Annotated in this window: 25 protein-coding genes and 2 tRNA genes; 16 read left to right on the top strand and 11 right to left on the bottom strand. The window is 74.0% G+C overall.

What is annotated here, in order from left to right:
- The first annotated feature begins 118 nt into the window (after positions 1–118).
- On the top strand, positions 119–922 hold the full coding sequence (locus AB3388_RS10255; protein ID WP_495410663.1) for an esterase/lipase family protein: 804 nt from the start codon (positions 119–121) through the stop codon (positions 920–922).
- Between the two features lie 76 nt (positions 923–998).
- Here the strand turns inward: AB3388_RS10255 and AB3388_RS10250 are convergent, their stop codons facing one another.
- Positions 999–2357: a lytic transglycosylase domain-containing protein gene (locus AB3388_RS10250; RefSeq protein ID WP_495410662.1), complete on the bottom strand. Its 1359-nt coding sequence runs from the start codon at positions 2355–2357 to the stop codon at positions 999–1001.
- Positions 2358–2797: 440 nt separating this feature from the next.
- Between AB3388_RS10250 and AB3388_RS10245 the strand changes: the two genes are divergently transcribed.
- A complete protein-coding gene (locus tag AB3388_RS10245; protein ID WP_495410661.1) occupies positions 2798–3406 on the top strand; it encodes a hypothetical protein in 609 nt (202 codons plus the stop codon).
- 122 nt (positions 3407–3528) lie between these two features.
- Here AB3388_RS10245 and AB3388_RS10240 read toward each other — a convergent pair.
- From AB3388_RS10240 to AB3388_RS10230, 3 genes are all read right to left on the bottom strand, one after another.
- A tRNA-Val gene (locus AB3388_RS10240) sits at positions 3529–3603 on the bottom strand.
- Positions 3604–3690: 87 nt separating this feature from the next.
- A complete protein-coding gene (locus AB3388_RS10235) occupies positions 3691–4152 on the bottom strand; it encodes a peroxiredoxin (protein WP_495410660.1) in 462 nt (153 codons plus the stop codon).
- Positions 4153–4196: 44 nt separating this feature from the next.
- On the bottom strand, positions 4197–4622 hold the full coding sequence (locus AB3388_RS10230; protein ID WP_495410659.1) for a DUF3052 domain-containing protein: 426 nt from the start codon (positions 4620–4622) through the stop codon (positions 4197–4199).
- A gap of 409 nt (positions 4623–5031) precedes the next feature.
- Between AB3388_RS10230 and aceE the strand changes: the two genes are divergently transcribed.
- Both aceE and AB3388_RS10220 read left to right on the top strand, forming a co-directional pair.
- Positions 5032–7839, top strand: coding sequence for a pyruvate dehydrogenase (acetyl-transferring), homodimeric type (gene aceE, locus AB3388_RS10225; protein ID WP_495410658.1), 2808 nt, complete (start codon positions 5032–5034; stop codon positions 7837–7839).
- 5 nt (positions 7840–7844) lie between these two features.
- A complete protein-coding gene (locus AB3388_RS10220) occupies positions 7845–8810 on the top strand; it encodes an FAD-dependent oxidoreductase (protein ID WP_495410657.1) in 966 nt (321 codons plus the stop codon).
- A 21-nt stretch (positions 8811–8831) separates the two neighbouring features.
- Here the strand turns inward: AB3388_RS10220 and AB3388_RS10215 are convergent, their stop codons facing one another.
- Genes AB3388_RS10215 through AB3388_RS10205 form a run of 3 tightly spaced genes read right to left on the bottom strand, consistent with a single transcriptional unit; the run spans position 8832 to position 11317 of the window.
- The gene (locus tag AB3388_RS10215; RefSeq protein ID WP_495410656.1) at positions 8832–10037 is read right to left on the bottom strand and encodes a M20 metallopeptidase family protein; all 1206 of its coding nucleotides are present in this window, start codon (positions 10035–10037) and stop codon (positions 8832–8834) included.
- Between the two features lie 21 nt (positions 10038–10058).
- Complete coding sequence (locus AB3388_RS10210) at positions 10059–10610, bottom strand: pirin family protein (protein ID WP_495410655.1); 552 nt, start codon at positions 10608–10610, stop codon at positions 10059–10061.
- Positions 10607–11317, bottom strand: a complete 711-nt coding sequence (locus AB3388_RS10205) for a phosphatase PAP2 family protein (protein WP_495410654.1) — start codon at positions 11315–11317, stop codon at positions 10607–10609. Before AB3388_RS10205 ends, AB3388_RS10210 begins: the two co-directional genes overlap by 4 nt.
- A gap of 78 nt (positions 11318–11395) precedes the next feature.
- On the opposite strand from AB3388_RS10205, the gene AB3388_RS10200 reads away from it, so the two are divergent.
- The 7 genes from AB3388_RS10200 (at position 11396) to AB3388_RS10170 (ending at position 18006) form a co-directional block, all read left to right on the top strand.
- Positions 11396–12562 carry a PucR family transcriptional regulator gene (locus tag AB3388_RS10200; protein ID WP_495410653.1) on the top strand — a complete coding sequence of 389 codons (1167 nt, stop codon included), beginning with the start codon at positions 11396–11398 and terminating at the stop codon, positions 12560–12562.
- A 131-nt stretch (positions 12563–12693) separates the two neighbouring features.
- A complete protein-coding gene (locus AB3388_RS10195; RefSeq protein WP_495410652.1) occupies positions 12694–13644 on the top strand; it encodes an ACP S-malonyltransferase in 951 nt (316 codons plus the stop codon).
- Complete coding sequence (locus tag AB3388_RS10190; protein WP_495410651.1) at positions 13637–13891, top strand: hypothetical protein; 255 nt, start codon at positions 13637–13639, stop codon at positions 13889–13891. Before AB3388_RS10195 ends, AB3388_RS10190 begins: the two co-directional genes overlap by 8 nt.
- Positions 13888–14853 (top strand): beta-ketoacyl-ACP synthase III, encoded by a 966-nt coding sequence (locus AB3388_RS10185; protein ID WP_495410650.1) that lies wholly within the window; start codon positions 13888–13890, stop codon positions 14851–14853. Before AB3388_RS10190 ends, AB3388_RS10185 begins: the two co-directional genes overlap by 4 nt.
- 97 nt (positions 14854–14950) lie before the next feature.
- Positions 14951–15193: an acyl carrier protein gene (locus AB3388_RS10180; RefSeq protein ID WP_495410649.1), complete on the top strand. Its 243-nt coding sequence runs from the start codon at positions 14951–14953 to the stop codon at positions 15191–15193.
- A 131-nt stretch (positions 15194–15324) separates the two neighbouring features.
- The gene (locus tag AB3388_RS10175; protein WP_495410648.1) at positions 15325–16566 is read left to right on the top strand and encodes a beta-ketoacyl-[acyl-carrier-protein] synthase family protein; all 1242 of its coding nucleotides are present in this window, start codon (positions 15325–15327) and stop codon (positions 16564–16566) included.
- Positions 16567–16590: 24 nt separating this feature from the next.
- Positions 16591–18006, top strand: a complete 1416-nt coding sequence (locus tag AB3388_RS10170; RefSeq protein ID WP_495410647.1) for an acyl-CoA carboxylase subunit beta — start codon at positions 16591–16593, stop codon at positions 18004–18006.
- Between the two features lie 299 nt (positions 18007–18305).
- Here AB3388_RS10170 and AB3388_RS10165 read toward each other — a convergent pair whose 3' ends face one another.
- Positions 18306–18806: a DUF3145 domain-containing protein gene (locus AB3388_RS10165; protein ID WP_448624126.1), complete on the bottom strand. Its 501-nt coding sequence runs from the start codon at positions 18804–18806 to the stop codon at positions 18306–18308.
- A gap of 555 nt (positions 18807–19361) precedes the next feature.
- Here AB3388_RS10165 and AB3388_RS10160 point away from each other — a divergent pair.
- Positions 19362–20090: an ANTAR domain-containing protein gene (locus AB3388_RS10160; RefSeq protein ID WP_495410646.1), complete on the top strand. Its 729-nt coding sequence runs from the start codon at positions 19362–19364 to the stop codon at positions 20088–20090.
- A gap of 1 nt (position 20091) precedes the next feature.
- On the opposite strand, the gene AB3388_RS10155 is transcribed toward AB3388_RS10160, so the two are convergent.
- Complete coding sequence (locus tag AB3388_RS10155; protein ID WP_495410645.1) at positions 20092–20343, bottom strand: cold-shock protein; 252 nt, start codon at positions 20341–20343, stop codon at positions 20092–20094.
- A 50-nt stretch (positions 20344–20393) separates the two neighbouring features.
- Positions 20394–21338: a GGDEF domain-containing protein gene (locus AB3388_RS10150; protein ID WP_495410644.1), complete on the bottom strand. Its 945-nt coding sequence runs from the start codon at positions 21336–21338 to the stop codon at positions 20394–20396.
- Between the two features lie 327 nt (positions 21339–21665).
- Between AB3388_RS10150 and AB3388_RS10145 the strand changes: the two genes are divergently transcribed.
- The gene (locus AB3388_RS10145) at positions 21666–22541 is read left to right on the top strand and encodes a maleylpyruvate isomerase N-terminal domain-containing protein (protein ID WP_495410643.1); all 876 of its coding nucleotides are present in this window, start codon (positions 21666–21668) and stop codon (positions 22539–22541) included.
- On the opposite strand, the gene AB3388_RS10140 is transcribed toward AB3388_RS10145, so the two are convergent.
- Positions 22538–23221: a TVP38/TMEM64 family protein gene (locus tag AB3388_RS10140; protein WP_495410642.1), complete on the bottom strand. Its 684-nt coding sequence runs from the start codon at positions 23219–23221 to the stop codon at positions 22538–22540. The two genes, AB3388_RS10145 and AB3388_RS10140, sit on opposite strands and share 4 nt — an antisense overlap.
- An 85-nt stretch (positions 23222–23306) precedes the next feature.
- Between AB3388_RS10140 and AB3388_RS10135 the strand changes: the two genes are divergently transcribed.
- From AB3388_RS10135 to AB3388_RS10125, 3 genes are all read left to right on the top strand, one after another.
- A tRNA-Ile gene (locus tag AB3388_RS10135) sits at positions 23307–23380 on the top strand.
- Positions 23381–23801: 421 nt separating this feature from the next.
- Positions 23802–24272, top strand: a complete 471-nt coding sequence (locus AB3388_RS10130; RefSeq protein WP_495410641.1) for a hypothetical protein — start codon at positions 23802–23804, stop codon at positions 24270–24272.
- 490 nt (positions 24273–24762) lie between these two features.
- Positions 24763–25875 carry a DUF2510 domain-containing protein gene (locus tag AB3388_RS10125; protein ID WP_495410640.1) on the top strand — a complete coding sequence of 371 codons (1113 nt, stop codon included), beginning with the start codon at positions 24763–24765 and terminating at the stop codon, positions 25873–25875.
- The last annotated feature ends 78 nt before the right edge of the window (positions 25876–25953 follow it).

Below are 25953 nucleotides of genomic sequence, written 5' to 3'. Positions count from 1 at the left end.
CGCAGTGTCCTGCATCACGAGTTCATGTCGATGGGATGACGCGGAGGCGAAGGACGTGTGACGCACTTGTCGTCTCGGTACAGAGGTGTCCGAAAGAGCCCGCACCCGAGGAGGACACGTGGCACGACAGGACGAGGCCCCCGGGCTCCCGCTCTACCTGACCGAACCCAGCCGGGCGGCCGCGGACTTCGGCCTGTACCTCGCCGCGCGCCCCTTCCTCGACCGGCTTCCGCACGGCGACGGGCACCCCGTGCTCGTGCTCCCCGGTCTCATGGCCGACGACGCCTCGACGCGGATCCTGCGGCACGTGCTGCGCCGGCTGGACTACCGGGTCCACGGCTGGCGGCTGGGCCGCAACATCGGCCCGACCGCCGCCTGCGTGGCCGGGCTCCGTGACCGGATGGAGGACCTCTCCGACCGCTACGGCCGCCCGGTCTCGCTGATCGGCTGGAGCCTCGGCGGCATCTTCGCCCGCGACATCGCCCGCCGCTCCCCCGACTCGGTACGCCAGGTGGTCACCCTCGGCAGCCCGTTCCGGCTCGAGCGGAACAGCCAGAGCCGCGCGTCCAAGGTGTTCGCGCGCTACTCGCACCTGCACGTCGAGCACCGCACGCTGCCGCTGGAGAGCGAGACGACGCCGCTGCCGGTGCCCTCGACCTCGATCTACTCGCACTTCGACGGCATCGTGCACTGGCAGACCTGCCTGGAGCGGTCCGGCGAGCGCTGCGAGAACATCGCCGTCATGGCCAGCCACCTGGGGCTGGGCCACCACCCGGCGGCCATCTGGGCGATCGCCGACCGGCTGGCGCAGCCCGAGGGCACCTGGCGGCCGTTCAAGGCCCCGCTGTTCCTGCGGCCGGCGTTCCCGCGCCCCGACCAGCCTGGTGGCGAGTCCTTCACCGCGCAGAACCCCGCCGCGTAGTCCCCTGCATCGAGATGCGCCTGAGGGCGGTGTCCGCGCGTGCGGACACCGCCCTCAGGCGCATCTCGGCGCGGGCTCAGCAAGGCGGCGTGATCGGCGTTCCGCAGGTGACGCCCGGCACCAGGTCGGTCACCGCTCCGGTCACGGTGTCGGTCACGGTGTCGACCGGGTCCGGCAGCGTCGGCGCGGGTGCCTGCGGCGGCTCCACCGGCAGCGGCGGCAGGGGGTTGCTCGGCCCCGGGGCGGGGCCCGGCCCGGCCTCCGGTGCCGGAGCGGGGGCAGGGGCGGGTGTGCCGCCGCCGGTCCCGCCGGACGGCGTCACTCCCCCGCCGGACGAGCCGGACCCGCCGGCCGGCGCGGCTCCGGGGCTCGCGCCGCCACCGCTCGATGCGGGCGCGCTCGGCGCGGGCGCGCTCGGCGCCGGGGAGGCGGCCGGTGCCGGTGCCTCGCCGCGCGCTGTCCCCGGTGGGGACGACGTCGTGTCCTGGGCCCCGATGGCCGGGCCGGGCGCCGCGGGCGCGGCGTACCTGCCCGACGGCGCCGGCACCGGGCCGGTCGTGTTGCCGACCAGCGGCAGGTCGGCGACCGGGATCCCGCCGGCGTAGGCCGCGGCGAGGGCCAGCACCTGGGCCACGTAGCTGTCGGAGTGGTTGTAGGCCAGGACGGCGCGGCGCCGGCCGGCGTCCGAGCGCAGGTCGCCGCCGGCGACGCATAGGTAGTGGGCGGCGGCGAGCGCGGCGTCGTTGATGTTCTTCGGATCGGCCACGCCGTTGCCGTCCGCGTCGACGGCGTAGGAGCGCCAGGTCGCCGGGATGAACTGCATCGGCCCGACCGCGCGGTCGTAGGTGCGGTCGCCGTCGTAGGCGCCGCCGTCGCTGTCGCCGATGTAGGCGAACTGCCCGCCGTCCAGGGCGGGTCCGACGATCGGCGGCGTCGACGTGCCGTCCGGGTTCAGCGTGGCGCCGCCGAAGCGGCCGTGGTTGGACTCGATGCGCCCGATGCCCGCGAGCAGCGACCAGTCGATGCCGCAGGACGGCTGGGCGTGGGCCATGCGCGCGGCCGCGACGCGGTAGGCGTTGAGCGCGACGTTCGGGATGCCGTTGGCCGCCAGCCCGGTGATGACCGGCGCCGCGGCCGGTGCCGGATCGGCGGCGACGGCCGGCGCGGGGGGCAGCGTGCGGGCTCCGGACGGCGCCCCCGCGGACAGGTCGGCGGCCACGATCGCCCGCGCCACCGGCCAGGGCAGCGAGGCGTCGTCGACCTGAGCGACGGCGCGCAGCCCGTCGTCGGAGCCGGCCGCGGGGGCGAGTCCCGCGCTCGCGGCGACCAGCGCGGCGACGGCCCACGGCCACCGCCGCCGGAGGCCGCGCCGGGGCGGGGCGCCGTCCCCGCCGGGGTCCGCCGTCCGGTCCGCCTGATCCACCGCAAGGGCCATCGCTTGCCGCACCGTCTTCCTCGACGATCGCGTTACGTGTGTCTTCGAATTCCCCGTTGACGAGCGCAACGAGCGTTACCCGCGGAGGTTGCGGTCAACCGCGACGAGCGAAGTGCAAGGTGGGCGCGGCCGGGATCGAACCGGCGACCGTGGCGCCGCCAGTCGCCGGCTGATCATGGCCGACGCCGGCCCGCGCCACTGACCGGCCGTGTGGCTCAGCGATTCGTCCAGGCCAGCTAGGCGACTGGGCACGCCTGAAGCTACGGAGCCTGCCCGCCGCGAGTGCATGGCCGCGGGGCCAGCCTTCCCCACCTCATTTGCACCCACGGGCCACACCCGTTCCGTTCCGCATCCACCCGCCCCAGGGGGTGTTTGCCTCCTTGGCTTTCAGCCTGTTCCGTACCGGATCGCCACCCGCCTGATCTTCCCTGGGAACTTTGATGAAACGCACAGGTTCACTGGTCGTCGCCACGACCGCTGCGGCCCTCTTCCTCGCCGCTTGCGGCAGCGATAAGGCCGCGAACACCGAGTCCGAGATCACTCTGCCGCCAAATACGTCGAGCGCGGCGCCGACGACGACAGCTGCGTCGCCCTCAACCAATGCGCGGGGACATCTCGTGAAGAAGCTGGGCGAGGAAGCCCGCATCGTCGACCTTGAAACCGACGAGGTCGAGGTGGCTTTCACGATCGACCAGATCGTCCCCGACATCCCGTGCACAGCGGACTACGCGTCTCCGGCCGAGCATGGTCACCTCGTTGGAGTCGCGCTGCGCGTGTCCACCGGGGCGAGCGCGACAGTCGATGATTACTACCAGTTCGTCGATTCAGACTTCCGCTTCATCGGAGCGGACGGCATTACGAACGACGCTGTCTCGACCTTTGCGAGCTATAGCTGTCTCGACGAGTCCGAGCGGTTTACGAGCGACACGCTCGGTCCCAACCAGCAGTACGTGGGAACCATCGTGCTGGACCTCCCCGCCGCAACAGGCGCCATCGTGTTCGCTCCGTCGTCGCTTGGCGGTGGCGGCGGCTGGGAGTGGAGCTTCTAGCAGGGCAGTAACGGCAAGGGTCCCGCTCCTCGATCGAGTGAGCGGGACCCTTCCGTTGAACGCGCGGCAGTCGGCCAGGAATGTGGACGCCCCGGCGCGACCCAACGGGCCGAGTTGAAGGCTGGTGGGCGCGGCCGGGATCGAACCGGCGACCGCTCGCTTGTAAGGCGAGAGCTCTTCCGCTGAGCTACGCGCCCCGCGCGCCCAGGGTAAGTGGCCCGGGGCGGCGAGTGAGTGGAGTGCCAGAGGCGCGGAATCCGCGCCGTGGCACTCCACCAGGGAAACTAGGCGGCCAGCTGGCCGACCGCGCTCTTCCAGCCGGACTGCTCGCGTGCGTCGCCGGGCTGGTTGACCTCGGCGAAGGCGATCTTGCCCTCGGCGTCGATCAGGAACGTGCCGCGCAGCGCCATGCCGGCCTTCTCGTTGAAGACGTCGTAGGCCTGGGCCGTCGCCCCGTGCGGCCAGAAGTCCGACAGCAGCGCGAAGTCGAAGCCCTCCTTCTCGCGGAAGGCCTTGAGGCTGAACACCGGGTCGGTGCTGATCGCCAGCACCTTCACGCCGGCCTCGGTGTAGGTGGCCAGCTCGTCGCGCAGCTGGCAGAGCTCGCCGGTGCAGATGCCGGAGAACGCGAACGGGTAGAACACCAGCAGGACCGGCGTGCCGCGCAGCTCGCCGAGCGAGACGACCTGCCGGTCCTGGTCGGGAAGGCTGAACTCGGGCGCGGGATCTCCGACGGAAAGGGTCATGCGCCCGATCGTGCCGTATCCGGAACGCAGAGCCGAACCGAGGTTCAGCGACGGGTGCGCGCGGCCTTCGGGGTCACCAGCCGGATGCCGGACCAGTCCTTGGCCGCGGAGATGCTGCTGGTCTGCTGCAGCCCCGCGGTCGGCGCCACCTCGGTGACGTCACCCGGCTCGACGTGCCCCGGCCGCCCCGACTTCGGGACCAGCAACCAGACCACGCCGTCGTCGGCGAGCGAGGTCAGGGCGTCGGTGAGCGCGTCGAAGAGGTCGCCGTCGTCCTCCCGCCACCACAGGACGACGATGTCGGCCACCTCGTCGGTGTCCTCGTCGACCATCTCGCTGCCGGCCGCCTCGACGATGGAGTCGCGCAGGTCCTCGTCGGCGTCCTCATCCCAGCCGAGCTCCTGCACGACCATGCCCGGCTTGATGCCCAGCCGGGCCGCCATGCTGGCGCTGCCCGAGTCGACGCTCATCCCTGCTGCTCCTCCGTGGAACGGTCGCCTGCTGACCGGCTGTCTGCGAAATGGTGCACTGTCGGAACGCGGTACGCGCGCGGACATCGCTTCACGAGCGCTCGCACGCGAGAGCCGGGGAAACCGGGGGTCCGGCGGCGGACACGACCAGCGGGAGGGTTGCCCGCACCCTGGTCATGTCACCCCTCTCGCCCTGCATCGGACCCGCCGTCCGGCCCGAAACGGCCCGGATGCCCGGGAACGGGCCCGTCCGCCGGGCGACCGTTGGCGGAAGCGTAGGGCATGCCCGGCGCGGCGCAAGCCCGTCCACGAGCGACGCGGAACACCGTCGTCCGTTGGTACGAGCGCGTACCGGCTGGACACCGGGCCCTCACGTGACGCGGAACCCCTGACGGGAGACGATAAGGACATGAGCGCACCGCAGCAGCCGGACGGCGACACCGCCCGCGACGCCACCACCCCCCGCGCGGTCATCACCGCAGGTCTGCCCAGCCAGCTGGTCGACACCGATCCCGACGAGACCCAGGAGTGGGTCGAGTCCCTCGACGCGGTCGTCGACCACGCGGGGCGGACCCGGGCGCGGTACCTGATGCTCAAGATGCTCGAGCGCAGCCGGGAACAGCGGGTCGGCGTCCCCTCGCTGCGCAGCACCGACTACATCAACACGATCCCGCCGGAGCGCGAGCCCTACTTCCCCGGCGACGAGTTCGTCGAGAAGCGGATCCGGGCCTACATCCGGTGGAACGCCGCGATCATGGTCCACCGTGCGCAGCGGCCCGGGATCGCCGTCGGCGGGCACATCTCCTCCTACGCCTCGTCGGCGTCGCTGTACGAGGTCGGCTTCAACCACTTCTTCCGCGGCAAGGACCACCCCGGCGGCGGCGACCAGATCTGGTTCCAGGGGCACGCCTCCCCCGGCATCTACGCGCGCGCCTTCCTCGAGGGCCGGCTCTCCGAGCACCAGATGGACGGGTTCCGGCAGGAGGTCAGCCACCCCGGCGGCGGGCTGTCCTCCTACCCCCACCCGCGGCTGATGCCGGAGTTCTGGGAGTACCCCACCGTCTCCATGGGCCTGGGCCCGATCAACGCGATCTACCAGGCCCGGTTCAACCGCTACCTGCACAACCGCGGCATCAAGGACACCTCGGACCAGCACGTCTGGGCGTTCCTCGGCGACGGCGAGATGGACGAGCCCGAGTCGCTCGGCGCCATCGGCCTGGCCGCCCGCGAGGAGCTGGACAACCTCACCTTCGTCATCAACTGCAACCTGCAGCGCCTCGACGGCCCCGTCCGCGGCAACGGCAAGGTGATCCAGGAGCTGGAGTCGTTCTTCCGCGGCGCCGGCTGGAACGTCATCAAGGTCATCTGGGGCCGGGAGTGGGACGCGCTGCTGGCCGCCGACCGCGACGGCGCGCTGGTCAACCTGATGAACCAGACCCCGGACGGCGACTACCAGACCTACAAGGCCGAGGACGGCGCCTTCGTCCGCGAGCACTTCTTCGGCCGGGACCCGCGCACCCGCAAGATGGTCGAGGGGATGTCCGACAAGGAGATCTGGGACCTCTCCCGCGGCGGGCACGACTACCGCAAGCTCTACGCGGCCTACAAGGCGGCGGTGGAGCACAAGGGCCAGCCGACGGTCATCCTCGCCAAGACGATCAAGGGTTGGACGCTCGGCAGCCACTTCGAGGGCCGCAACTCCACGCACCAGATGAAGAAGCTGACCGCGGAGGACCTCGCCGCCTTCCGTGACCGGCTCTACCTGCCAATCCCCGACGAGGCGCTCGACAAGACCCTGCCGCCGTACTACAAGCCCGACGCCGAGTCCGACGAGATGCAGTACATGCACGAGCGGCGCCGGGCCCTCGGCGGATCGGTGCCGCGGCGCCGGACCGACGCCAAGCCGCTCAAGGCGCCGGAGGACAAGGCGCTCGACGTCCTGCGCCGGGGCTCCGGCAAGCAGGAGGTGGCGACGACGATGGCGTTCGTCCGCCTGCTCAAGGAGCTCATCAAGGACCCCGAGCTCGGCCCGCGCTTCGTGCCGGTCATCCCGGACGAGGCCCGCACCTTCGGCATGGACTCGCTGTTCCCGACGCAGAAGATCTACTCGCCGCACGGCCAGCGCTACACCTCGGTCGACCGCGAGCTGATGCTGGCCTACAAGGAGTCCGAGCAGGGCCAGATCCTGCACGAGGGCATCAACGAGGCGGGCTCCGCGGCCTCGTTCACCGCCGTCGGGACCTCCTACGCCACGCACGGCGAGCACATGATCCCGATCTACATCTTCTACTCGATGTTCGGGTTCCAGCGGACCGGCGACGCCTTCTGGGCCGCCGGCGACCAGATGGCCCGCGGCTTCCTGCTCGGCGCCACCGCCGGGCGGACGACGCTCAACGGCGAGGGCCTGCAGCACGAGGACGGGCACTCGCTGCTGCTCGCGCACACCAACCCCGCGGTGGTGAGCTACGACCCGGCGTTCTCCTACGAGGTCGCGCACATCACCAAGGACGCGCTGCTGCGGATGTACGGCAACGACCCGGGCGCGCCGCTCGGCGGGCATCGCAGCCCCGACGTCTTCTACTACCTGACCGTCTACAACGAGCCGTTCCAGCAGCCGGCCGAGCCGGAGAACGTCGACCTGCAGGGGCTGCTGGCCGGCATGTACCGCTACGCCGAGGGCCCGCAGGTCGACGGCGGCAAGAAGGCGCAGATCCTCGCCTCCGGCGTCGCGGTGCCGTGGGCGCTGCGGGCGCAGGAGCTGCTGGCGAACGACTGGGGCGTCTCGGCCGACGTCTGGTCGGTGACCTCCTGGACGGAGCTGCGCCGGGAGGCCGACGAGGCGGAGAAGCACAACCTCCTGCACCCCGAGGAGGAGCCGCGGGTGCCGTACGTGACCCGGCGGCTGCAGGAGGCGGAGGGCCCGGTCGTGGCGGTGTCGGACTGGATGCGCGCCGTCCCCGACCTGATCGCGCCCTACGCGCCCAACGGCCTGAAGTCCCTGGGCACCGACGGGTTCGGCCTGTCCGACACCCGCCCGGCGCTGCGCCGGTACTTCCACGTCGACGCCGAGTCGATCGTCGTCCGGACGCTCGCCTCGCTGGCCGACTGGAACATGCTCGACCGGGACGTCGTCCGGCAGGCGGTCGAGAAGTACCAGATCCGCAACGTCCAGGCGGCGCCGGAGGAGCAGCGGGCGGACGAGAGCCCCGCGACCTGAAAACCGTGGCCGGCGGCGGTGACCGCGAGGTCACCGTCGTCGGTGGTGGGGTCGTCGGGCTCACCTGCGCCCTGGAGCTGGCCCGCGCCGGCCACGGGGTGCGGGTCGTCACGGCCGACCCGGTCGAACGGACGACGTCGGCGGTCGCCGCCGCGGTGTGGTTCCCGTACGCCGCGGCGCCGGCCGATGCCGTCCTGCGCTGGGGGACGACGACGCTCGGCGTGCTCACCGACCTGGCCGGCGACCCCGCCACCGGCGTGACGCTGCGCCCGGGCACCGTCGTCTCCCGGACCCCCGAGCCCGACCTCTGGTGGGCGCCCGGCGTGCCCGGGCACCGGCCGGCGACGGCGGCGGAGCTGCCACCGGGCGTTCCCGCGGGAACGCGCTGCGCCCTCCCGGTGGCCGACATGAACCGCTACCTGCCGTGGCTGCTGGGCGCGTGCCGGACCGCCGGCGTCGAGGTGGTCCGGCGGCGGATGGACCGCCTGGCCGACGTGCCCGGCGACGTCGTCGTGGTGGCCGCCGGCCTGACCTCGGGCGCCCTGCTCGGCGACGACTCGCTCGTGCCGGTGCAGGGGCAGGTGGTCCGGCTGGCCGATCCGGGGCTGGACGGCTGGGTGCTCGACGAGGACAACCCCGCCGGGCTGACCTACGTGGTGCCCCGCGGCAGCGACGTCGTCTGCGGCGGCACCGCCGTCGCGGGCGCGACCGGCACCGAACCCGATCCGGCGGTCGAGGCGGCGATCCTCGCGCGGGCGTGCGCGCTGGTGCCGGCGCTGCGCGGGCAGCCGGTGCTCTCCCGCGCGGTCGGGCTGCGGCCCGGGCGGCCGACGGTGCGGCTGGACCGGACCGTCGTCGACGGCCGCCCGGTGATCGCCTGCTACGGGCACGGCGGCGCCGGCGTCACGCTCTCCTGGGGCTGCGCCGCCGACGTCCTCGCGCTGGTGAGCGGAGTGGATCCGTCGGCGTGACGCCGACGGATCCACTCCGCATCAGCCGGCGAGGGCGTCCAGGGCCATGCGGGCGTAGAGGGCGACGCCGGCCGGGAGCGGCTCCTCGTCGAAGACGACCAGGTTGGAGTGGTTGGGCGGCGCGTCCTCCGGCTCCAGCCCGGGCGGGCAGGCGCCGAGGAACGCCAGGGCGCCCGGCACCCGCTGCAGCACGTAGGAGAAGTCCTCGGCGCCCATGAGCGGGTCCGACATGAGCACGCTGGCCTGCGGGCCGAGCAGCGAGGCCGCGGTGTCGAGGACCTGCGCGGTCGCCCCCGCGTCGTTGGCGGTCACCGGATAGCCCTCGACGTGCTCGAACTCGACGGTCATCTCGTGCGCGCCGGCGATCGCGGTCGCCACCCGCTGCACCGCCGCGACCACCGCGGCCCGCGTCGACGGCGAGAGGGTGCGGATCGTGCCCTCCAGGAACGCGGAGTCCGGGATGACGTTGTTGGTCGAGCCGGCCTCGATGTGCGCCACCGTGACGACGGCGGGGTCGAACACGTCCACGCGCCGGGTCACCAGCGTCTGCAGCGCCAGCACGATCTCCGCGGCCACCGGGATGGGGTCGTTGGCGGCGTAGGGCATCGAGGCGTGCCCCCCGCGGCCGCGGACGGTGATCCGCCACTGGTCGGCGGCGGCCATCATCGGCCCCGGCCGCACGTTGATCGTGCCGCTGGCGAACGACGAGGAGATGTGCAGCGCGAAGGCGCCGGTGACCGGGGCCTCCGGCACCGCCTGCAGCAGGCCCTCCTCGAGCATGTACCGCGCCCCGTGGAAGCCCTCCTCCCCCGGCTGGGCCATGAACACGACCTGCCCGGCGAGCTCGTCGCGCCGCTCGGCCAGCAGCCGGGCCGCGCCCAGCAGCATCGCCACGTGGGTGTCGTGCCCGCAGGCGTGCATGGCGCCGGGCACCTCGGAGGCGAAGGGCAGCCCGGAGTCCTCGTGCACCGGCAGGGCGTCCATGTCGCCGCGCAGCAGGAACGTCGGGCCTGGCCGGGCCCCGCGCAGCACGCCGACCACCGAGCTGGTGGACCGCCCCGTCGTCACCTCGATCGGCAGGTCCGCGAGCGCCTCCACGACCGTCGCCTGGGTCCTCGGCAGGTGCAGCCCGATCTCCGGCTGCCGGTGCAGCCGCCGGCGCAGGTCGATGGTGCGGTCGGCGTCGGAGTAGGCGGCGGCGAGCAGGTCCGAGGCGCTGGTCGGCATGGCCCCAGTCTCGCCGCCGGATCAGAAGGCGGCCCAGTCGGGGCGTTGCCGGTCCAGCTGCCACACGAGCAGCAGCGCGGGGTCGGTCGCACGGAACGGCCCGCCGGGCTGCTCGTGCGTGGCGGTCGCCCCCCGTCCGGCCACCACGAGCAGGCCGGGTGGGACGTCGGCGACCTCCCCCGCCGTGGGCCGGTGCACCCACAGCCGCGCGTCGGCCCGCCCGAGGTCCACCCAGCCGGCCGGCTGCGGATGCACGTCGTGCGCCGGCTCGGCCGCGGGCTCGGCCGCCCGCAGGTAGGTCTGCAGCAGCCGGGCCCCGTCCTCGCCGGCCACCTCGTCGTGCTCCAGGCCGGCGCCGGCGCGCAGCACGGCCACGTCCCCGGCGCCCAGCCGCGCGCCGGGCCCCCACGCGTGCCGCACCGACCCGGAGACGACGACGGCCACGACGTCGACCGCGCGGTGCTCGTGCCGCCCGTAGCCGGCGCCGGGCGCCAGCCGGTCGTCGGCCAGCCGCAGCAGCGGCCCGAGGGAGCCGTCGTCCGCGGTGAGGACGACGTCCTGCTCGAGGCTCACGGCTCCTCCTCGACGACGAGCGCGTCCCGCCGGACCGGCAGCGCGGCCCGCCCGCCGGGCAGCGCGCCGAACGCCAGCGCCACCGTCAGCGTCCAGGCCACCCCGAACGCCCAGCCGCCCACGACGTCGGTGAGGAAGTGCACGCCCAGCCACATCCGCGTCAGCCCCACCAGGAGGACGAGCGCGACCCCCAGCGCCAGGCAGGTGCGGCGGACCGGCCGGGCGAGCAGTGGCCACACCAGCAGCAGGACGACGGTGACGAGGGTGGCCACGCCCGAGGAGTGGCCGCTCGGGAAGCTAAGCGACGCCAGCCGGTCGCCGCCCTTCTCGAAGTGCGGCCGCAACCGGCCGAAGAACTCCTTGAGCACCGTGTTCAGCGGCCCGACCAGCACGGTCGCGGTGAGCACCCAGGCCGCGACCCACCAGGCCCGCCGGAACACCAGCCAGAGGGCCACCGGCAGCAGCGCGACCACGCGGAAGAGCGTGAGCCCGGGCGCGGTCAGCACCTGCAGCAGCTCGTTCAGGCCCGCGGCGCGGTCGTCGCCGGCGTAGAGCGCCTCGCTCACCGCGCCGTCGAGGCGCAGCTGCGGGCCGAAGTGGACCAGGACGCCGAGCCCGAGCAGGGCGACGACGACGTAGCCGGCCACGGCCGCGATCAGGGCATGCCGGCGGGTGGCCCGCGGCGCACCGTCCGGGGGAACGTCCACGGGTCCACTCTCCCCGCCCCGGCCGCACGTGACACGCTGGAAGGGGAACGACCGCGACGGGGAGGCACCGTGTCCCGGGTGAGCAACCACCCACCGAGCGAGGCGACGCTGCGGCGGCTCGAGCGGGCATCGGGCGCGCTCGCCACCCAGGCCGTGGCGCGCATGGACGAGCAGCTGACCTGGTTCCGCACGATGCCGGCCGACCAGCGCTCCTGGGTCATGCTCGTCGCGCAGCACGGCATCGCCTCGCTCGTGGAGTGGTGCCGCAACCCCAGCCGCCCGCCCCGGCTCACCGGCGAGGTGTTCGGCGCGGCGCCGCGGGAGCTGGTCCGCGCCGTCCCGCTGCGCCAGACCGTCGACCTGATCAAGGTGACCGTCGAGGTGATGGACGACCACGTGGCCTCCGTCGCCGAGCCCGGGGACGCCGAGGCGCTGCGGGTCGCGGTGCTGACCTTCAGCCGCGAGGTCGCCTTCGCCACCGCGCACGTCTACGCCAGCTTCGCCGAGAACCGCGGCGCGTGGGACGCCCGGCTCGAGGCCCTGGTGGTCGATGCGCTGGTCCGCGGCGAGCGGTCCGAGGAGCTGCCCGGCCGGGCGGCCGCGCTGGGCTGGGCGACGATGAGCCCGGTCGTCGTCCTCGTCGGCAACGCCCCGAGCGGGGTCGACGCGCACTCCGTCGTCCGCCGGGTCGCCCGGTCGATGCGCAGCGAGGTGCTGGTCGGGGTGCACGCCGACCAGCTCGTCGTCGTCCTCGGGGGGCACGAGGACCTGGAGGCGGTCGCCGAGCGGCTCTCCGACGAGTTCGGGCCCGGGCCGGTGGTGACCGGACCGCGGGTGGACGGGCTCAGCCGGGCGGCGGAGTCCGCGGCGGCCGCGCTCGCCGGGCTGCACGCCGCCCCGGCGTGGCCGGGCGCGCCGCGGCCGGTCCCGGCCGACGCGCTGCTCGCCGAGCGCGCCCTGGACGGCGACCCGCTGGCCCGCACGGCCCTCAACGAGCGGATCGCCGCGCCCCTGCAGGCGGCCGGCGGCGAGGTGCTCGAGACGGTGCGGGCCGTGCTGGCCGGCGGCGGCAACCTGGAGGCCAGCGCACGGGCGCTGTTCGTGCACCCGAACACGGTCAGGTACCGGCTCAAGCGGGCCGCCGAGCTGACCGGGCTGTCGGCGACCGATCCGCGCGGCAGCTGGACGCTGCAGGTGGCGCTCGCCCTGTCACAGCTCGGGCGGGACAGTTCTCTGTGGCACTGAGACGTGTGGTCTCTACCACGAATCGGCACCGAACCGGCCTCTGACCGAGCCCGATTTGTGGGAACCCTCCAAAGATCAGCGGTGTGCTTTCGTACCGCTCCGGGGCGCGGGAGTCGTTGATCTTTGGCACGGTGAAGCACGTGCTGGCCGTTCTCGCCCCCGGACAGGGTGCCCAGAAACCCGGGATGCTCACCGACTGGCTCGACCTGCCCGGCGCGGAGTCCTTCTTCCGCTGGGCCGGTGCGATCGCCGACGCCGACCTGCTGACCCTCGGCACCACGGGCGACGCCGAGGCGATCAAGGACACCGCGGTCACCCAGCCGCTCGTGGTGGCGATGAGCCTGTTCATCGCCCGCGAGCTGGGCGGGCTGCCCGAGCCGGGTGCGCAGCCGAGCCAGGACGTCGTCGTCGCCGGCCACAGCGTCGGTGAGCTGACCGCCGCCGCCCTGGCGGGCGTGCTGAGCGTCGAGGCCGCGATCGCGCTGACCGCCGTCCGCGGCCGGGCGATGGCCGCCGCCTGCGCGCGGACGCCGACCGGCATGGCCGCCGTCCTGGGCGGCGACCCCGACGAGCTGCCGGTCGCGCTGGACAAGCACGGCCTCGTGGCCGCGAACTACAACGGCGGCGGCCAGGTCGTCGTCGCGGGGCCGCTCGAGGGGCTGGCCGCGCTCAAGGCCGACCCGCCGGCCAAGGCCCGGGTGATGCCGCTGTCGGTGGCCGGCGCCTTCCACACCGAGTACATGGCGCCGGCCCGCGAGCAGCTCGAGGGGCTCGTCGGCGGGCTGCGCCCGGCCGACCCGAGCCGGCGGCTGCTCTCCAACGCCGACGGCGCGGCGGTCGGCAGCGGCGCCGAGGCGCTCGCCCGCCTGGTCAGCCAGGTCACCAGCCCCGTCCGCTTCGACGCGTGCCTGGCCACGATGCGCGAGCTGGGCGTCACCGCGGCCATCGAGCTGCCGCCGGCCGGCGCGCTGGCCGGCCTGGCCAAGCGCGAGTGGAAGGGCGCCGACATCGAGATCCTCGCCGTCACCGGCCCGGCCGACCTCGACCGCGCCCGCGAGCTGCTGGCGGCCGGCCGTGGCTGACGCCGGCAGCGTCTTCGGCTGGCGGATCGTCGTCGCCCCCGCCCGGGGCACGGTGAGCCCCGCCGACCTCGCCGAGGGCACCCGCCTCCCCGCCGGCACGCTGCTGGGCTCGGTGCGCAGCCGCCGCGAGGAGGTCAACGTCTCGGCCGGCTACGACGGGGTACTGGCGGAGTGGCTCGTGCACGACGGAGACCTGGTCGACGCCGGGGACCCGTTGGCCCGTCTCTACCCGGAGGTGTCGCAGTGACCATCCAGCAGCGGCAGGGGGCGCCCGGTGCCCGCATCCTCGGGATCGGCGGCTACCGGCCCCGCCGGCGGGTCACCAACGACGAACTCTCCCAGGTGATGGACACCAACGACGAGTGGATCCAGAGCCGGGTCGGCATCGCCGAGCGCCGCTGGGCGGGAGAGGACGAGTCACTCGTCGAGATGGCGGTCGCCGCCGGCGGCAAGGCCATCGCGGCCAGCGGCCTCGCGCCCGACGAGATCGACCTGGTGGTGGCGGCCAGCGCCAGCCTGCGGGCACCGATCCCCGGCATCGGCCCGCAGATCGCCTACCGGCTGGGTGTCCCGCGGCCGGGCTCGTTCGACCTCAACGCCGGCTGCGCCGGCTTCTGCTACTCCCTCGGCCTGGTCAACGACGCGATCCGCACCGGCTCGGCCCGCAACGCGCTCGTCGTCGGGGTCGAGCGGCTGACCGACGTCACCGACCTGACCGACCGGTCCACCGCGGTGATCTTCGCCGACGGCGCCGGCGCGGCGGTGGTCGGCGCCTCCGACGAGCCCGGGATCGGCCCGGTCGCCTGGGGCAGCGACGGCGACCAGCACAACGCGATCGAGATCGCAGCCGGCAGCGCGACCATGACCATGGCCGGGCAGGCGGTGTACCGGTGGGCGACGACGAAATTGACCGTGGCCCTGGCGCAAGCCATGGAAGCCGCCGGCGTCGGCCCCGAGGACATCGACGTCTTCGCCCCGCACCAGGCCAACCTGCGCATCATCGAGTCGATGACCAAGAAGCTCGGCCTGCCTGAGCGCACGGTCATCGCCCGCGACATCGTCCAGGCCGGCAACACCTCCGCGGCGTCCATCCCGCTCGCCCTGTCGGCGCTGCTGGAGTCCGGGGAGGCCAAGTCGGGCGACCTCGCGTTGGTGCTCGGCTACGGCGCCGGGCTGACCTTCGCGGGCCAGGTCCTGCGACTTCCCTAGCCACGTACCACCCTTGCAGTGAGCCGGGACACCCGTCCCGGACGACGGCGACGGACCACCGAGGACGTCGCCACCTTCCGAGAGAGAGGACCCCACGTTGGCCAGCACCCAGGAGATCCAGGCCGGGCTCGCCGAGATCCTGGAGGAGGTGGCCGGCGTGACGCCTGCCGACGCCACCCCTGAGAAGTCCTTCACCGACGACCTCGACGTCGACTCGCTGTCGATGGTCGAGATCGCCACCGCCGTCGAGGACAAGTTCGGCGTCGCGATCCCCGACGACGAGCTGGGCAACATCAAGACCGTCGGCGACGCGATGAGCTACATCGAGAAGAACCAGTAGCAGAAGGACCCCGCCCTCCCCACCCTTCGCACGCTCAGGGCGGGACCCGGGACGGGGCCTCACGGCCTCTGCAGCGGGGCCGTTCCCGTACGTCACCGACCGGCCGCCCGGCCATCTGAGAGGAATTTGCGATGAGCACGTCAACCAGTGACGTCGTCGTCACCGGCCTCGGCGCCACCACGCCGCTCGGCGGGGACGTGGCCAGCACGTGGGAGGCGCTGCTGGCCGGGCGGTCGGGGGTCAGCCGGATCACCGACGACTGGATCAAGGAGTACCCGGCCCAGCTGGTCGCCCGCATGGTCACCGACCCGGTCGAGCAGATCGACCGGGTCCGGGCACGGCGGCTCGACCGCAGCCAGCAGGCCGCGGTGGTCGCCGCCCAGGAGGCCTGGGCCGCGTCCGGCGCGGCCGACGCCGGCGTCGCACCGGAGCGGATCGCGGTGGTCTTCGGCACCGGCATCGGCGGGGCGCTCACCCTGCTCGGTCAGGACGACGTCCTCGAGCAGAAGGGGCCCAAGCGGGTCTCCCCCTTCACCATCCCGATGCTCATGCCCAACGGCCCGGCGGCCGCGGTCGGCCTGGCGATCGGCGCCAAGGGCGGCGTGCACGCGCCGGTCAGCGCGTGCGCGTCGGGCGCCGAGGCGATCCGCTGGGGGCTGGACCTGCTGCGCTTCGACCGGGCGGACGTCGTCCTGGTGGGCGGCGCCGAGGCGTGCGTCCACCCGCTGCCGATGGCCGGCTTCGCGGCGATGCGGGCGATGAGCACCCGCAACGACGAGCCCGAGCGCGCCTCGCGGCCGTTCGACAAGTCGCGCGACGGCTTCGTGCTCGGCGAGGGCGCCGCGGCGCTGGTGCTCGAGCGGGCCGATGCGGCGTCCTCCCGCGGCGCCACCGTGCACGCCCGGCTGGCCGGGGCCGGCGCCACCGCCGACGGCTACGACCTGGTCGCCCCGCACCCGGAGGGCGAGGGCGCCGGCCGCGCCATCGGCGCCGCGCTGCGCGACGCCGGCCTGTCGCCGTCCGACGTCGGGCACGTCAACGCGCACGCCACCTCCACGCCGGTGGGCGACACCGCCGAGGCGGCCGCGATCCGCAACGCGATCGGCGAGCACGTCCTGGTCACCGCGACCAAGAGCCAGACCGGCCACCTGCTCGGCGCCGCCGGCGCGCTGGAGTCGGTGTTCACCATCCTGGCGCTGCGCGACCAGATCGTGCCGGCGACGGCGAACCTCGACGACCCGGACGACGACGCCGCCGTCCAGGCGCTCGACATCGTGCGGCACGAGCCCCGCAAGGCGCAGCTGTCCGCCGCCGTCAACGACTCGTTCGGCTTCGGCGGGCACAACATCGCGCTGGTCTTCACCACCGCCTGACCCGTCCCCGGTCCCGGAGGTTCCGTGACAACCCTGCACGCCGCTCCCCCGACGTCGACTGCCACGGACCCCCGAGACCCCGAGGACCGCCTGCTGCGGTTCTTCGACGAGGGGTCCCTGCGGCTGCTGGCCGGCCGGGACGGCTCCGGGGTGGTGGCCGCCCGCGGCACCGTGTGCGGGGCGCCGGCCGTCGCGTTCTGCACCGACGCGACCGTCATGGGCGGCGCCATGGGCGTCGACGGCTGCCGGCACATCGTCGACGCGATCGACACCGCCGTGCGCGAGCGCGTCCCGGTCGTGGGGATCTGGCACTCGGGCGGCGCCCGGCTGGCCGAGGGCGTGACCGCGCTGCACGCCGTCGGCGAGGTCTTCGCGGCGATGGTGCGGGCCTCGGGCCGGGTGCCGCAGGTCTCCGTCGTCCTCGGCCCGGCCGCCGGCGGCGCCGCCTACGGCCCGGCCCTCACCGACCTGGTGATCATGGGCCCGGCCGGGCGGGTGTTCGTCACCGGGCCGGACGTCGTCCGCTCGGTCACCGGCGAGGACGTCGACATGGAGCGGCTCGGCGGCCCGGACACCCACGGCCGCCGCTCCGGCGTCGTCCACGTGGTGACCGATTCCGAGGCCGAGGCGCTGGAGACCGCGCGGCGGACCGTGGACCTGCTCGCCGGCCAGGGCGCGTTCGCCCCGGCCGAGGACGAGCCGGACGTCGACCTGCGGGCGCTGCTGCCGGAGCAGCCGCAGCGCGCCTACGACGTCAAGCCGCTGGTGGCCGCCGTCCTCGACGCCCCCGGCCTGGAACTGCACCCGCGGTTCGCGCCGAACATCGTCACCACGCTGGGCCGGCTGGCCGGGCGGACCGTCGGCGTGATCGCCAACAACCCGCTCCGGCTGGGCGGCTGCCTGGACTCCGCGTCAGCCGAGAAGGCGGCGCGGTTCGTGCGCATGTGCGACGCGTTCGGCGTGCCGCTCGTGGTGCTGGTCGACGTCCCCGGCTACCTGCCCGGGGTCGGCCAGGAGTGGGACGGCGTCGTGCGCCGCGGGGCGAAGCTGCTGCACGCCTTCGCCGAGGCCGTGGTGCCACGGGTGACCCTGGTGACCCGCAAGTCCTACGGCGGCGCCTACATCGCGATGAACTCGCGCTCACTGGGCGCCACGGCGGTGTTCGCCTGGCCGGGCGCCGAGGTCGCCGTCATGGGCGCCAAGGCGGCCGTGGGCATCCTGCACCGCAAGAAGCTGGCCGCCGCGCCGCCCGGGGAGCGCGAGGCGCTGCACGCGCAGCTGGCCGCCGAGCACGAGCGGATCGCCGGCGGGGTCAACCGCGCCCGCGAGATCGGCGTCGTCGACGAGGTGGTCGAGCCGAGCCAGACCCGGCGCCGGCTCGTGCAGGCCCTCGCCGCGGCGCCGTCCGGACGCGGCGCGCACGGCAACATCCCGCTGTAACACACCGGCGGGGGCCGGCTGGGATCAGCTGGGCTGGCTCGCGGTGGGGCGTGGGCCAGGACGGCGGACGGCGGTCACCCGCGCCGCGTCGCCGCGACCCGCGCGGTGTGCCGCGAGGGCGGCGACCACACGGCGAGTGTCGCGTGAGCCAGACGCGCAGGACGGCGCCCCCGCACAAGAAGACGGTCATCCGGACGCCGCTTCCCCGACGACGTCCGGATGACCGGTCTGTAGCCTACGACGCCTCGGCGCCTCCGCTGGGAGTGTCGTAGTCGGATCGTGACCTGCTGGTTCGCTCCTCAGACGACCTGGTGCAGCCAGGTGATGGGGCTGCCGTCGCCGGCGTGGCGGTAGACCTCGAGGTCGGCGTCCCAGGCGGCACCGAGCAGTTCGTCCACCCCGTGCCGGAACGCCTCGATGGACGTCGCGGTCGCGGCCAGGTGCCGCAGCTGCTGCTCGGTCACCACGAGGTCACCGTTGGCGCTGGTGGGCGCCCGGTAGACGCCGTGGCCCGGCACGTAGGACATGCGCTCGCCGTCGTTGCCGTGGCTGGCTTCCTCGGTCACCTCGAAGCGCAGCATCGGCCACGCGCGCAGCGCAGCAACCAGCCGGGCGCCGGTTCCCGGGGAACCGGTCCAGGCCACCTCGGCACGGTAGGAACCGTGCGCCGCGGGCTGCTCGGCCCACGACAGGGAGACCGGCGCGCCGACGACGCGTTCCAGCGCCCACTCGACGTGCTGGCAGAGCGCCTTCGGGCACGCGTGCACGAAGACGACACCCTGGGTAGACCGTCGCTGCACGAGGCACCTCCATCGACTCGATCGGTCTCGTCTTCCCCTACGGACCCATCGATTCGGTGACGCGCTGTGTTCGGCAGTGACGGAGCAGGGCTCCCGCAGACAGTTTGCCCGATGGGGACCCCATCGCGCCAGTGGGGGTGAGGCAGATGCGCCGAATGTGACGCAAGGTGACGTGTGTTACCTCTTACCGCTGGTCAGGGGCCATACCACGACCAACGGCCCGGCGTCCACCGAGCCTTTCCCGTTCCGAGAAGCGCCCACGGGCCGGTGTCAAGGGGCGGCCGGAGTGCCGGATCGGCGTCCCGCCGGCCGTCCGCCCGGCGATGACGCACGGTAACGGACACGCGCCCCCGGTCCCGGCGCGCCACGCCACGTGGGCGTGTCCCCCGCCACCCCAGGACGAGAACGCGCGGGCTATATTTCGCGGCGGAAGGCGCGTCCAACAGGCGGCGTGCGAGGCGAGGCCTGTCCTCGCCAGGTGGGGTCCTCAACCCGTGGGGGCCTCTCCGTCGCCGCCGGCTCGCCCGGTGACCTGACCTCGCCGGAGAAGGAACCGTGACCCGCCACGACCCGAACAACATGCCCGTGGGCCCCGCGCAGGGCGCCTTCGAGGAGCTCGGGCGCATCTCGTTCGCCGAGCACTCGCTGGAGTCGCTGATCCAGACGGTGACCGACCTGGCCGCCCGGGTCATCCCGGTCGACCCGGTCACCTCGGTGACCATCGTGTCCCAGGGGACGCCGCGCACCGTCGCCTCCAGCGACGCGCTGGCGGCCGAGCTCGACCTCGTGCAGTACGCCCTGGGCGGCGGCCCCTGCCTGACCGCGGCGACCGAGGGGCACCCCGCAGAGGTGCTCGACACGCGGACCGAGCGACGGTGGCCGGAGTTCGCCCGGCGTGCCGCGGAGTCCGGCTTCCAGAGCGTGCTCTCGGTGCCGCTGCCGGTGCAGGAGCGCGTGTCCGGGGGGCTGAACGTCTACGCCCGCCGGTCCCACGGCGCCGACGAGCGCAACCGGGAGCTGGCCACCCGCTTCGCCTCGTACGCCGTCGTCCCGGTGTCGAACATGTACCTCTACACGAGCGCGGTCGAACGGGTCGGGCACCTGGAGGCGGCCCTGGACTCGCGGGCGGTCATCGACCAGGCCAAGGGGATCCTCATGGAGCGGCACCGGCTCACCGCCGATCAGGCGTTCCAGGCCCTGGCGCGGGTGTCGATGGAGAGCAACACCAAGGTCCGGGACGTGGCCGAGCGCATGGTGGAGACCGGCGACCTGCGGACGCGGTGACTCACCCACCGAGGCTGGCCTGCAGGTCCTCCCTCGGTGTCACCCGGACGGCGCGCAGGCCGCCCTCGGCCGGCTCCTCCCACTCGATTTCGACCACCTGACCCGCGCGGAGCGTCTCGGCCCCGGTGCTGCGGCGGACGACGTCCGCTTCCACCCAGCACTCCCCCGGCAGGTCCGACGACTCGATGAACCCGCGCCCCTGCGCCTCGTCCCACCGGATGACGGTGCCGAGGCTCGTGCCGCTGCGCGCCATGCGCCCAGGCTGGCCCGGTCTCTGCGCCCGGACAAGCGGTCGGTGGTCGCTCAGGCGTGCAGCGCGGTGACCCGGTCGCCGCCCGCCGTCTTGGCCCGGTACATCGCGGCGTCCGCGCGGTGCAGCAGGTCGTGGACGTCGTCGCCGCGGCGCACCTCGGCGATGCCGACGCTGGCGGTCACGCCGCAGTCCCGGCCGACCGACGCCACGGCGGCCCGCAGCCGCTCGGCGAGGTCGTCCGCCGGCAGCGTCGCGGTGATCTCGGCCAGGACGGCGAACTCGTCGCCGCCGAGCCGGGCGACGGTGTCGGTCTCCCGGACGGCCGCGGACAGCGCGGCGGTCACCCGCTGCAGGACGGCGTCACCCGCGGCGTGCCCACCGCGGTCGTTGACGCCCTTGAAGCCGTCGAGGTCCACCAGGCAGACGACGGCCGACGTCGTCCCGGCCCGGAGGGCGGCCTCCAGCCGCTGCAGGAACGCCCGCCGGTTCGGGCAGCCGGTGAGCGGATCGGTGGTGGCCAGCGTCTCCTGGGTCCGGATGAGCAGGACCTGGCGGTCGTAGGCGGCCCAGGAGTTCGCCGACGCGAGGCGCAGACCATGGTGAAGGCGCCCATGATCACGGTGATGAACAGCACCGACAGCGTGACGTGCGGCGGCGCCACCACGACGACGTGGGTGCCGGCCATGAGGGCGCCGATCGCGACCACGCCGCCCGGCGGGTAGATGAACGCCATGTAGGCCAGGGTCAGGAACAGCAGCGAGAACAGGGGGCTGACGCCCCCGCCGTCCAGGCGCGAGCCGATGGCGACCACGGCGGTGACGGCGACGCTCCAGGCGTAGAAGAGCACCGGTCCGCGGACGTCCCGCATCATGTCGGCCAGCGGCAGGAGCAGCAGCCCGGGCGTGCCGACGATGACGGCCGCGGCCAGCCCGAAGACCAGCGGCGAGCCGTGGGCCGGCGTGTCGGTGAGCAGGGCGTAGCCGACGACCGCCCACGCGGCCACCTCGCTGAGCAGGACGCCGATGCGCACGTGCCGCACCCAGTGGGCGGCGCGGTCGTCGTCCTCGGCCAGCTGCCGGTAGAGGCCGGCGCGCAGCGCAGCACCCAGCCGGCGCACGGGGCGCGGTCGCGCTCCCGGCGCCCGGCGGTCCCCCGCTGGTCGGTCCACGGAGAGGGCATCGGTGCGCGCGCTCGCGGCCTTGACCGATCTCACCCGTGCGGGTGTGGCGGGTCGCACCCGGTTCGTGGCACGCGTACGTGGGCGAACGCGGTTGCCCGGGTAGGCAACGGCCATGGCTAGCGACGCCACTCGAACCCACGGAATGGCCGACGCGGGACGCAAGAAGGTCGCCGGGATGGTGCTCGGCGCCTGGGACGCGTTCCTCGCCCAGGCGGAGTCCGTCGATCTGGGCCGGAAGACCCGGCTGCCCGGCTGGCGGGCGCAGGAGATCTGCGTGCACCTGGGCCTGTGGCCGGAGAACACCGCCATGGCCGACCTGATCTCCTCGGCGAAGGCCGGCGGCACCGGGACGCCGCCGGACGTCGACGCGGTGAACGCCCGCGTGACCGCCGCGCACCGGGACGCCGCCCGCGAGGAGGTGCTGGCCGGGCTGCGGCGCAACCGCGAGGCCACGGAGCGGTACCTGACCGAGGAGCCCGAGGAGCTGGACACGGCGCCCACGGTCGCCGTCGTCGGTCGGCTGCCGCTGCTCAGCGTCGTCCTGGGGCAGGCCTACGAGCTGGCCGTGCACGGGCTCGACCTCGCCGACGCCGGGGCCCCGCCGGTGCCGCGCGAGGTGCTGCAGTCGGGGCTGGCCGCGCTCGCCGACGTGACCGGCGCGCTGGCGGCGTCGTCCGGGATCACCGGCGGCGCGGCCCTGGTGACGCCGGACGGCGGCTGGCGGTTCGCCGCCGACGGCCGAGGCTGGACGGTGACCCCGGTGTCGCCCGGCGACACGTCCGGGACGTCGGTCGAGGCGCGCGCCGATCTGCTGCTCGAGGCGGCGTCCGGGCGGGTCAACCCGGTGCCCGCCGTGGCCCGCCGACGGCTCAAGGTGCACGACATCGGCGGCCTGCTGCGGCTCGCGCCCATCGTGCAGGCGGCGCCCGGCATCCCCGGCGGCCCGATCCTGCAGCTGGCGGCGCGCACCCTCGGCGGCGCGGGCGGGATGCTCGGCCGGCTGTTCGGGCGCGGCTAGCCGGGGATGGGCTCCCGCTCCGCCGCGCGCCGCTTCCGGCGCCGCCAGGCCACGGCGCCGAGCGCCGCCAGCAGTCCGGCGACGAGCAGCACGGGCACGACGGTGAAGGTGGTCGCCTGCTCGACGACGAACGGCGCCGAGGCACCGAGGCCGACCTGGACGACGGTGCTCGGCACCAGGCCGACCGCGGTGGCCGCCAGGTACGGCACGAGCCGGACGCCGGTGAGCCCGGCGGCGTAGCTGAGCAGGGTAAACGGCACGACGGGGATCAGCCGCGCCGTCAGCACCGAGACGAAGCCCCGCTCGCCGACGAGCTGATCGACGCGGGCCAGCCGCGGGCCGGCCAGCCGGGTGGCGGCGCCGCGGCCGAGCCAGCGGCTGAGCGCGAACCCGGCGAGCCCGCCGAGCAGCGCGCCGCCGAGGGCGACCGCGAGCCCGACCCAGAACCCGGCGACCAGGCCGACGAGCACGGAAAGGGCCGTGCGGGGCACGGGCGCGAGCAGCGCCAGCCCGAGGGCGCCGGCCAGGACGACGAACCCGGCGGTCCCGGCAGAGGCCAGCCAGGCGCGGACCGAGTCGACGCTCGGGAGGTCCACGGTCAGCGCGAGGACGACGCCGGCGAGGAGGAGGACGAGCAGGATCCCCGCGCGGACCCAGGTCCGCTCCAGCGCCGTCCGCACGTCTCCATGGTGCGCGACGCGTGAGCTCCCGGTCGGCAGGCGCCGGTGCGATCCGTGTCGCGGGCCATGGGAGGCTGGAGGCCTCGGGGCGGTAGCTCAGCTGGTCAGAGCATGGGACTCATAATCCCTGGGTCGTGGGTTCGAGCCCCACCCGCCCCACTGGCTCTGAGCGAGTCGATCGCATGGCTGGGAGTAGCTGGTCTGGGACTGGACGCGGTGCAGCTCGCCGGGCCAGCACTCGTGGTCGCTATCGACACACGGGCCCCCAGCGGGGCAGGTGAGAGCGGCGGATGTGGTCATCGACGCGTCGCGAGAAACCGGTGGTCGATGCCGGGTGTGTGCGGAGCCTGACCGCGCCGTCCTCCGCAGGGGTGCGCGAGCCGCGAACAAAGTGACCTCGAAGATGTAGCCGGTCACCACGGGGAGGTGCGCGTTCGCTCAGTCATGGCCCCCTACGGACGAGGCCGCCCGTAGGGGAGCGGCTGTGCGTCAAGACGCCGTTTGGTGCCATCGCCCAGCCGTGCCTCTGCACACGAGACGCTGTCTACTCGGTCTCATCCCTGTCAGCTTGGTCGCGGTGATGGCCCAGGCCGAGCTTGTTGCCGAGTTTGCTGCCAAGGCCGCCGCCCTGGGCGGCATCACCTGGGTCACGCTGGTCGTCTCTGGCTTCCTCACCCTGGCGGCGGGCGCCTTCATCCGTCCGGTCACGCTGGTCGTCTCTGGCTTCCTCACCCTGGCGGCGGGCGCCTTCATCCGTCCGGTCACGCTGGTCGTCTCTGGCTTCCTCACCCTGATCGCGGGCGCCTTCCTCCTTCGCGGATGTCGACGTCCGGACGTCAGACGAGGTTTGGAACTCCGTCGTTTCGGTCCGTGTCTCCGTCGTCTTCGAGGTGGGAGCTGGCCCAGCGTCCGTCGTACGAGGCTCTTCACTCATACACACCTCGCTACCCATACCACGCCACCGAACCACCCACGCTGCGGGGTGAGTTTGCGGCTTGAGGCTCGGTGGCCCGGCAGCTGGCCGGCCGAGTCGCACATCAGCGTGGTGTAGCCCGGCCGCTGGGCGGGTTGCATGACGTCCGCCGACGCGGGTGACCGAACGGCCTCGCCGGGCGGACGGCGGCGAGGCCGGGGTGAGTGCGCAGCAGCCCGTCGCACCTTCGGGGAACGCCCTGGTTCTCGTGCAGCGCCAGGTACTCCGCGACGAGGGTGTCAGCAGCGGTCCGCCGCCCGGCCGGTGCGCATCCCTCGGCGGCCTGGCGGGCGCAGGGGGCGGCGCACTTGCGGCCGGCCTCGGCGATCACGTCCTCGCGAGACGGTGTCATGGGAGGCGCAGGTCAGGGACCTGCGACGCCGTCGCTCGAGAATCTTCGCCGACGCGCGCACCCCTTCGCCGGTGCCCGGCGATGACGAGGGTGAGGTGACCGCGTCGCGACGACATCCCCGCCTTCCTCCGTGGGTCGGGGGTGGTCGGCGAGGCGCGGCCACCTGTCAGTTCTCCATCTCCTGCCCCGGCCGCACGAGCCGACCCCGGAGGAACGATGCGCAGACCGACCCCGAACTCTCTCCAGCGCCCGCGTGACCTGGCCGACCCGCACGACCCGGCGGCTCTCTACGTCCGCTCGTACCTGCTCATCAGGACGGCGGTGGGGGTCCTCGGTCTGCTGCTGCCGGCGGCCTTGATCGGAGGGGGCAGCTGGCTCGGTGTGCCCATCGGCGGGTCCCTGAGCTCCTACTACCACTCCCCCGTGCACGACCTGTTCGTCGGCATCCTGTGCGTGATGGCCGTCCTCCTGGCGACCTACCTCGCGGGGCAACCACGCACGTGGGAGTTCCGGCTGAGCCTCGGCGCGGGGGTGGCGCTGCTCGGGGTGGTCGTCTTCCCGGTCGAACGTCCCGGCCGCCTCGGAGCAGCTCCGTGCGGGAGCTCCCCGACGCCGTCCGGCTGCTCGCCGGTCCAGCAACTGCTCGGCGAGACACCGACCCAGCAGGTCCACCTGATCGCCGCCGGCGTGTGCTTCCTGCTCCTCGCGGCGCTGTCCTGCATCTTCGCCCGGCGGGAGCGGGCGTACGGCCGCAACCTCGGGGCTGCGTCGTTCCACCGGGTGTGCGCGGGGCTGATCCTGCTGGCCGTCATCGCGGCTGCCTTCGCCGGCTACCGGCCGATCCGTCTCGGGCCGATTCCCCTGCTCTACGCGGCCGAGACCGTCGCCGTCTGGGCATTCGCGGCGTCCTGGCTGGTCGCCGGGCGCGATCTGTGGCTGCGCCTGCTGCGGCCACGGCGACCGGCCGCAGGCACGCTTCCCGCCTGTCCGGACCCGAGGGACGCCCCACCGGCGCCGCGCTCACCCCTCGCCCAGGCGGATCCCGCCCTGGAGGCCGCCGGGTGGTACCGGGACCCGTACCCGGACGATCCCTTCCGCTGGAGCGAGCGGTGGTTCGACGGCCGGGCCTGGACCCCGGCCACCCGCCCGGTCCCGGGCCTCAGCCCTGGCTTCGGGCTCTCCGGCCCCGCCCTTCCGAGTTCAGCCCTGTCCGCCCCCTCGGCCGCCGTCCTCTCCGGGTCGCCCCGCGGCGGATCGTCGTCGCCCTGGCACGTCCGGCCGGAACTCGAGCCGTCCGGCGACGGCCCACCCGTGGAGGCGGACCGATGAGGACCCGCGTGCAGGGCTCGGCAGCGCCGCAGCGCCTCCGGTCCGCTGTCCCGGTGAGCTGAGGACCGTGGCGATCAT

The sequence above is a fragment of the Geodermatophilus sp. SMS 5-13 genome (assembly GCF_059428245.1).
Note: the sequence above shows the minus strand (reverse complement) of the source record. Positions and strands in the feature narration are given on the sequence as shown.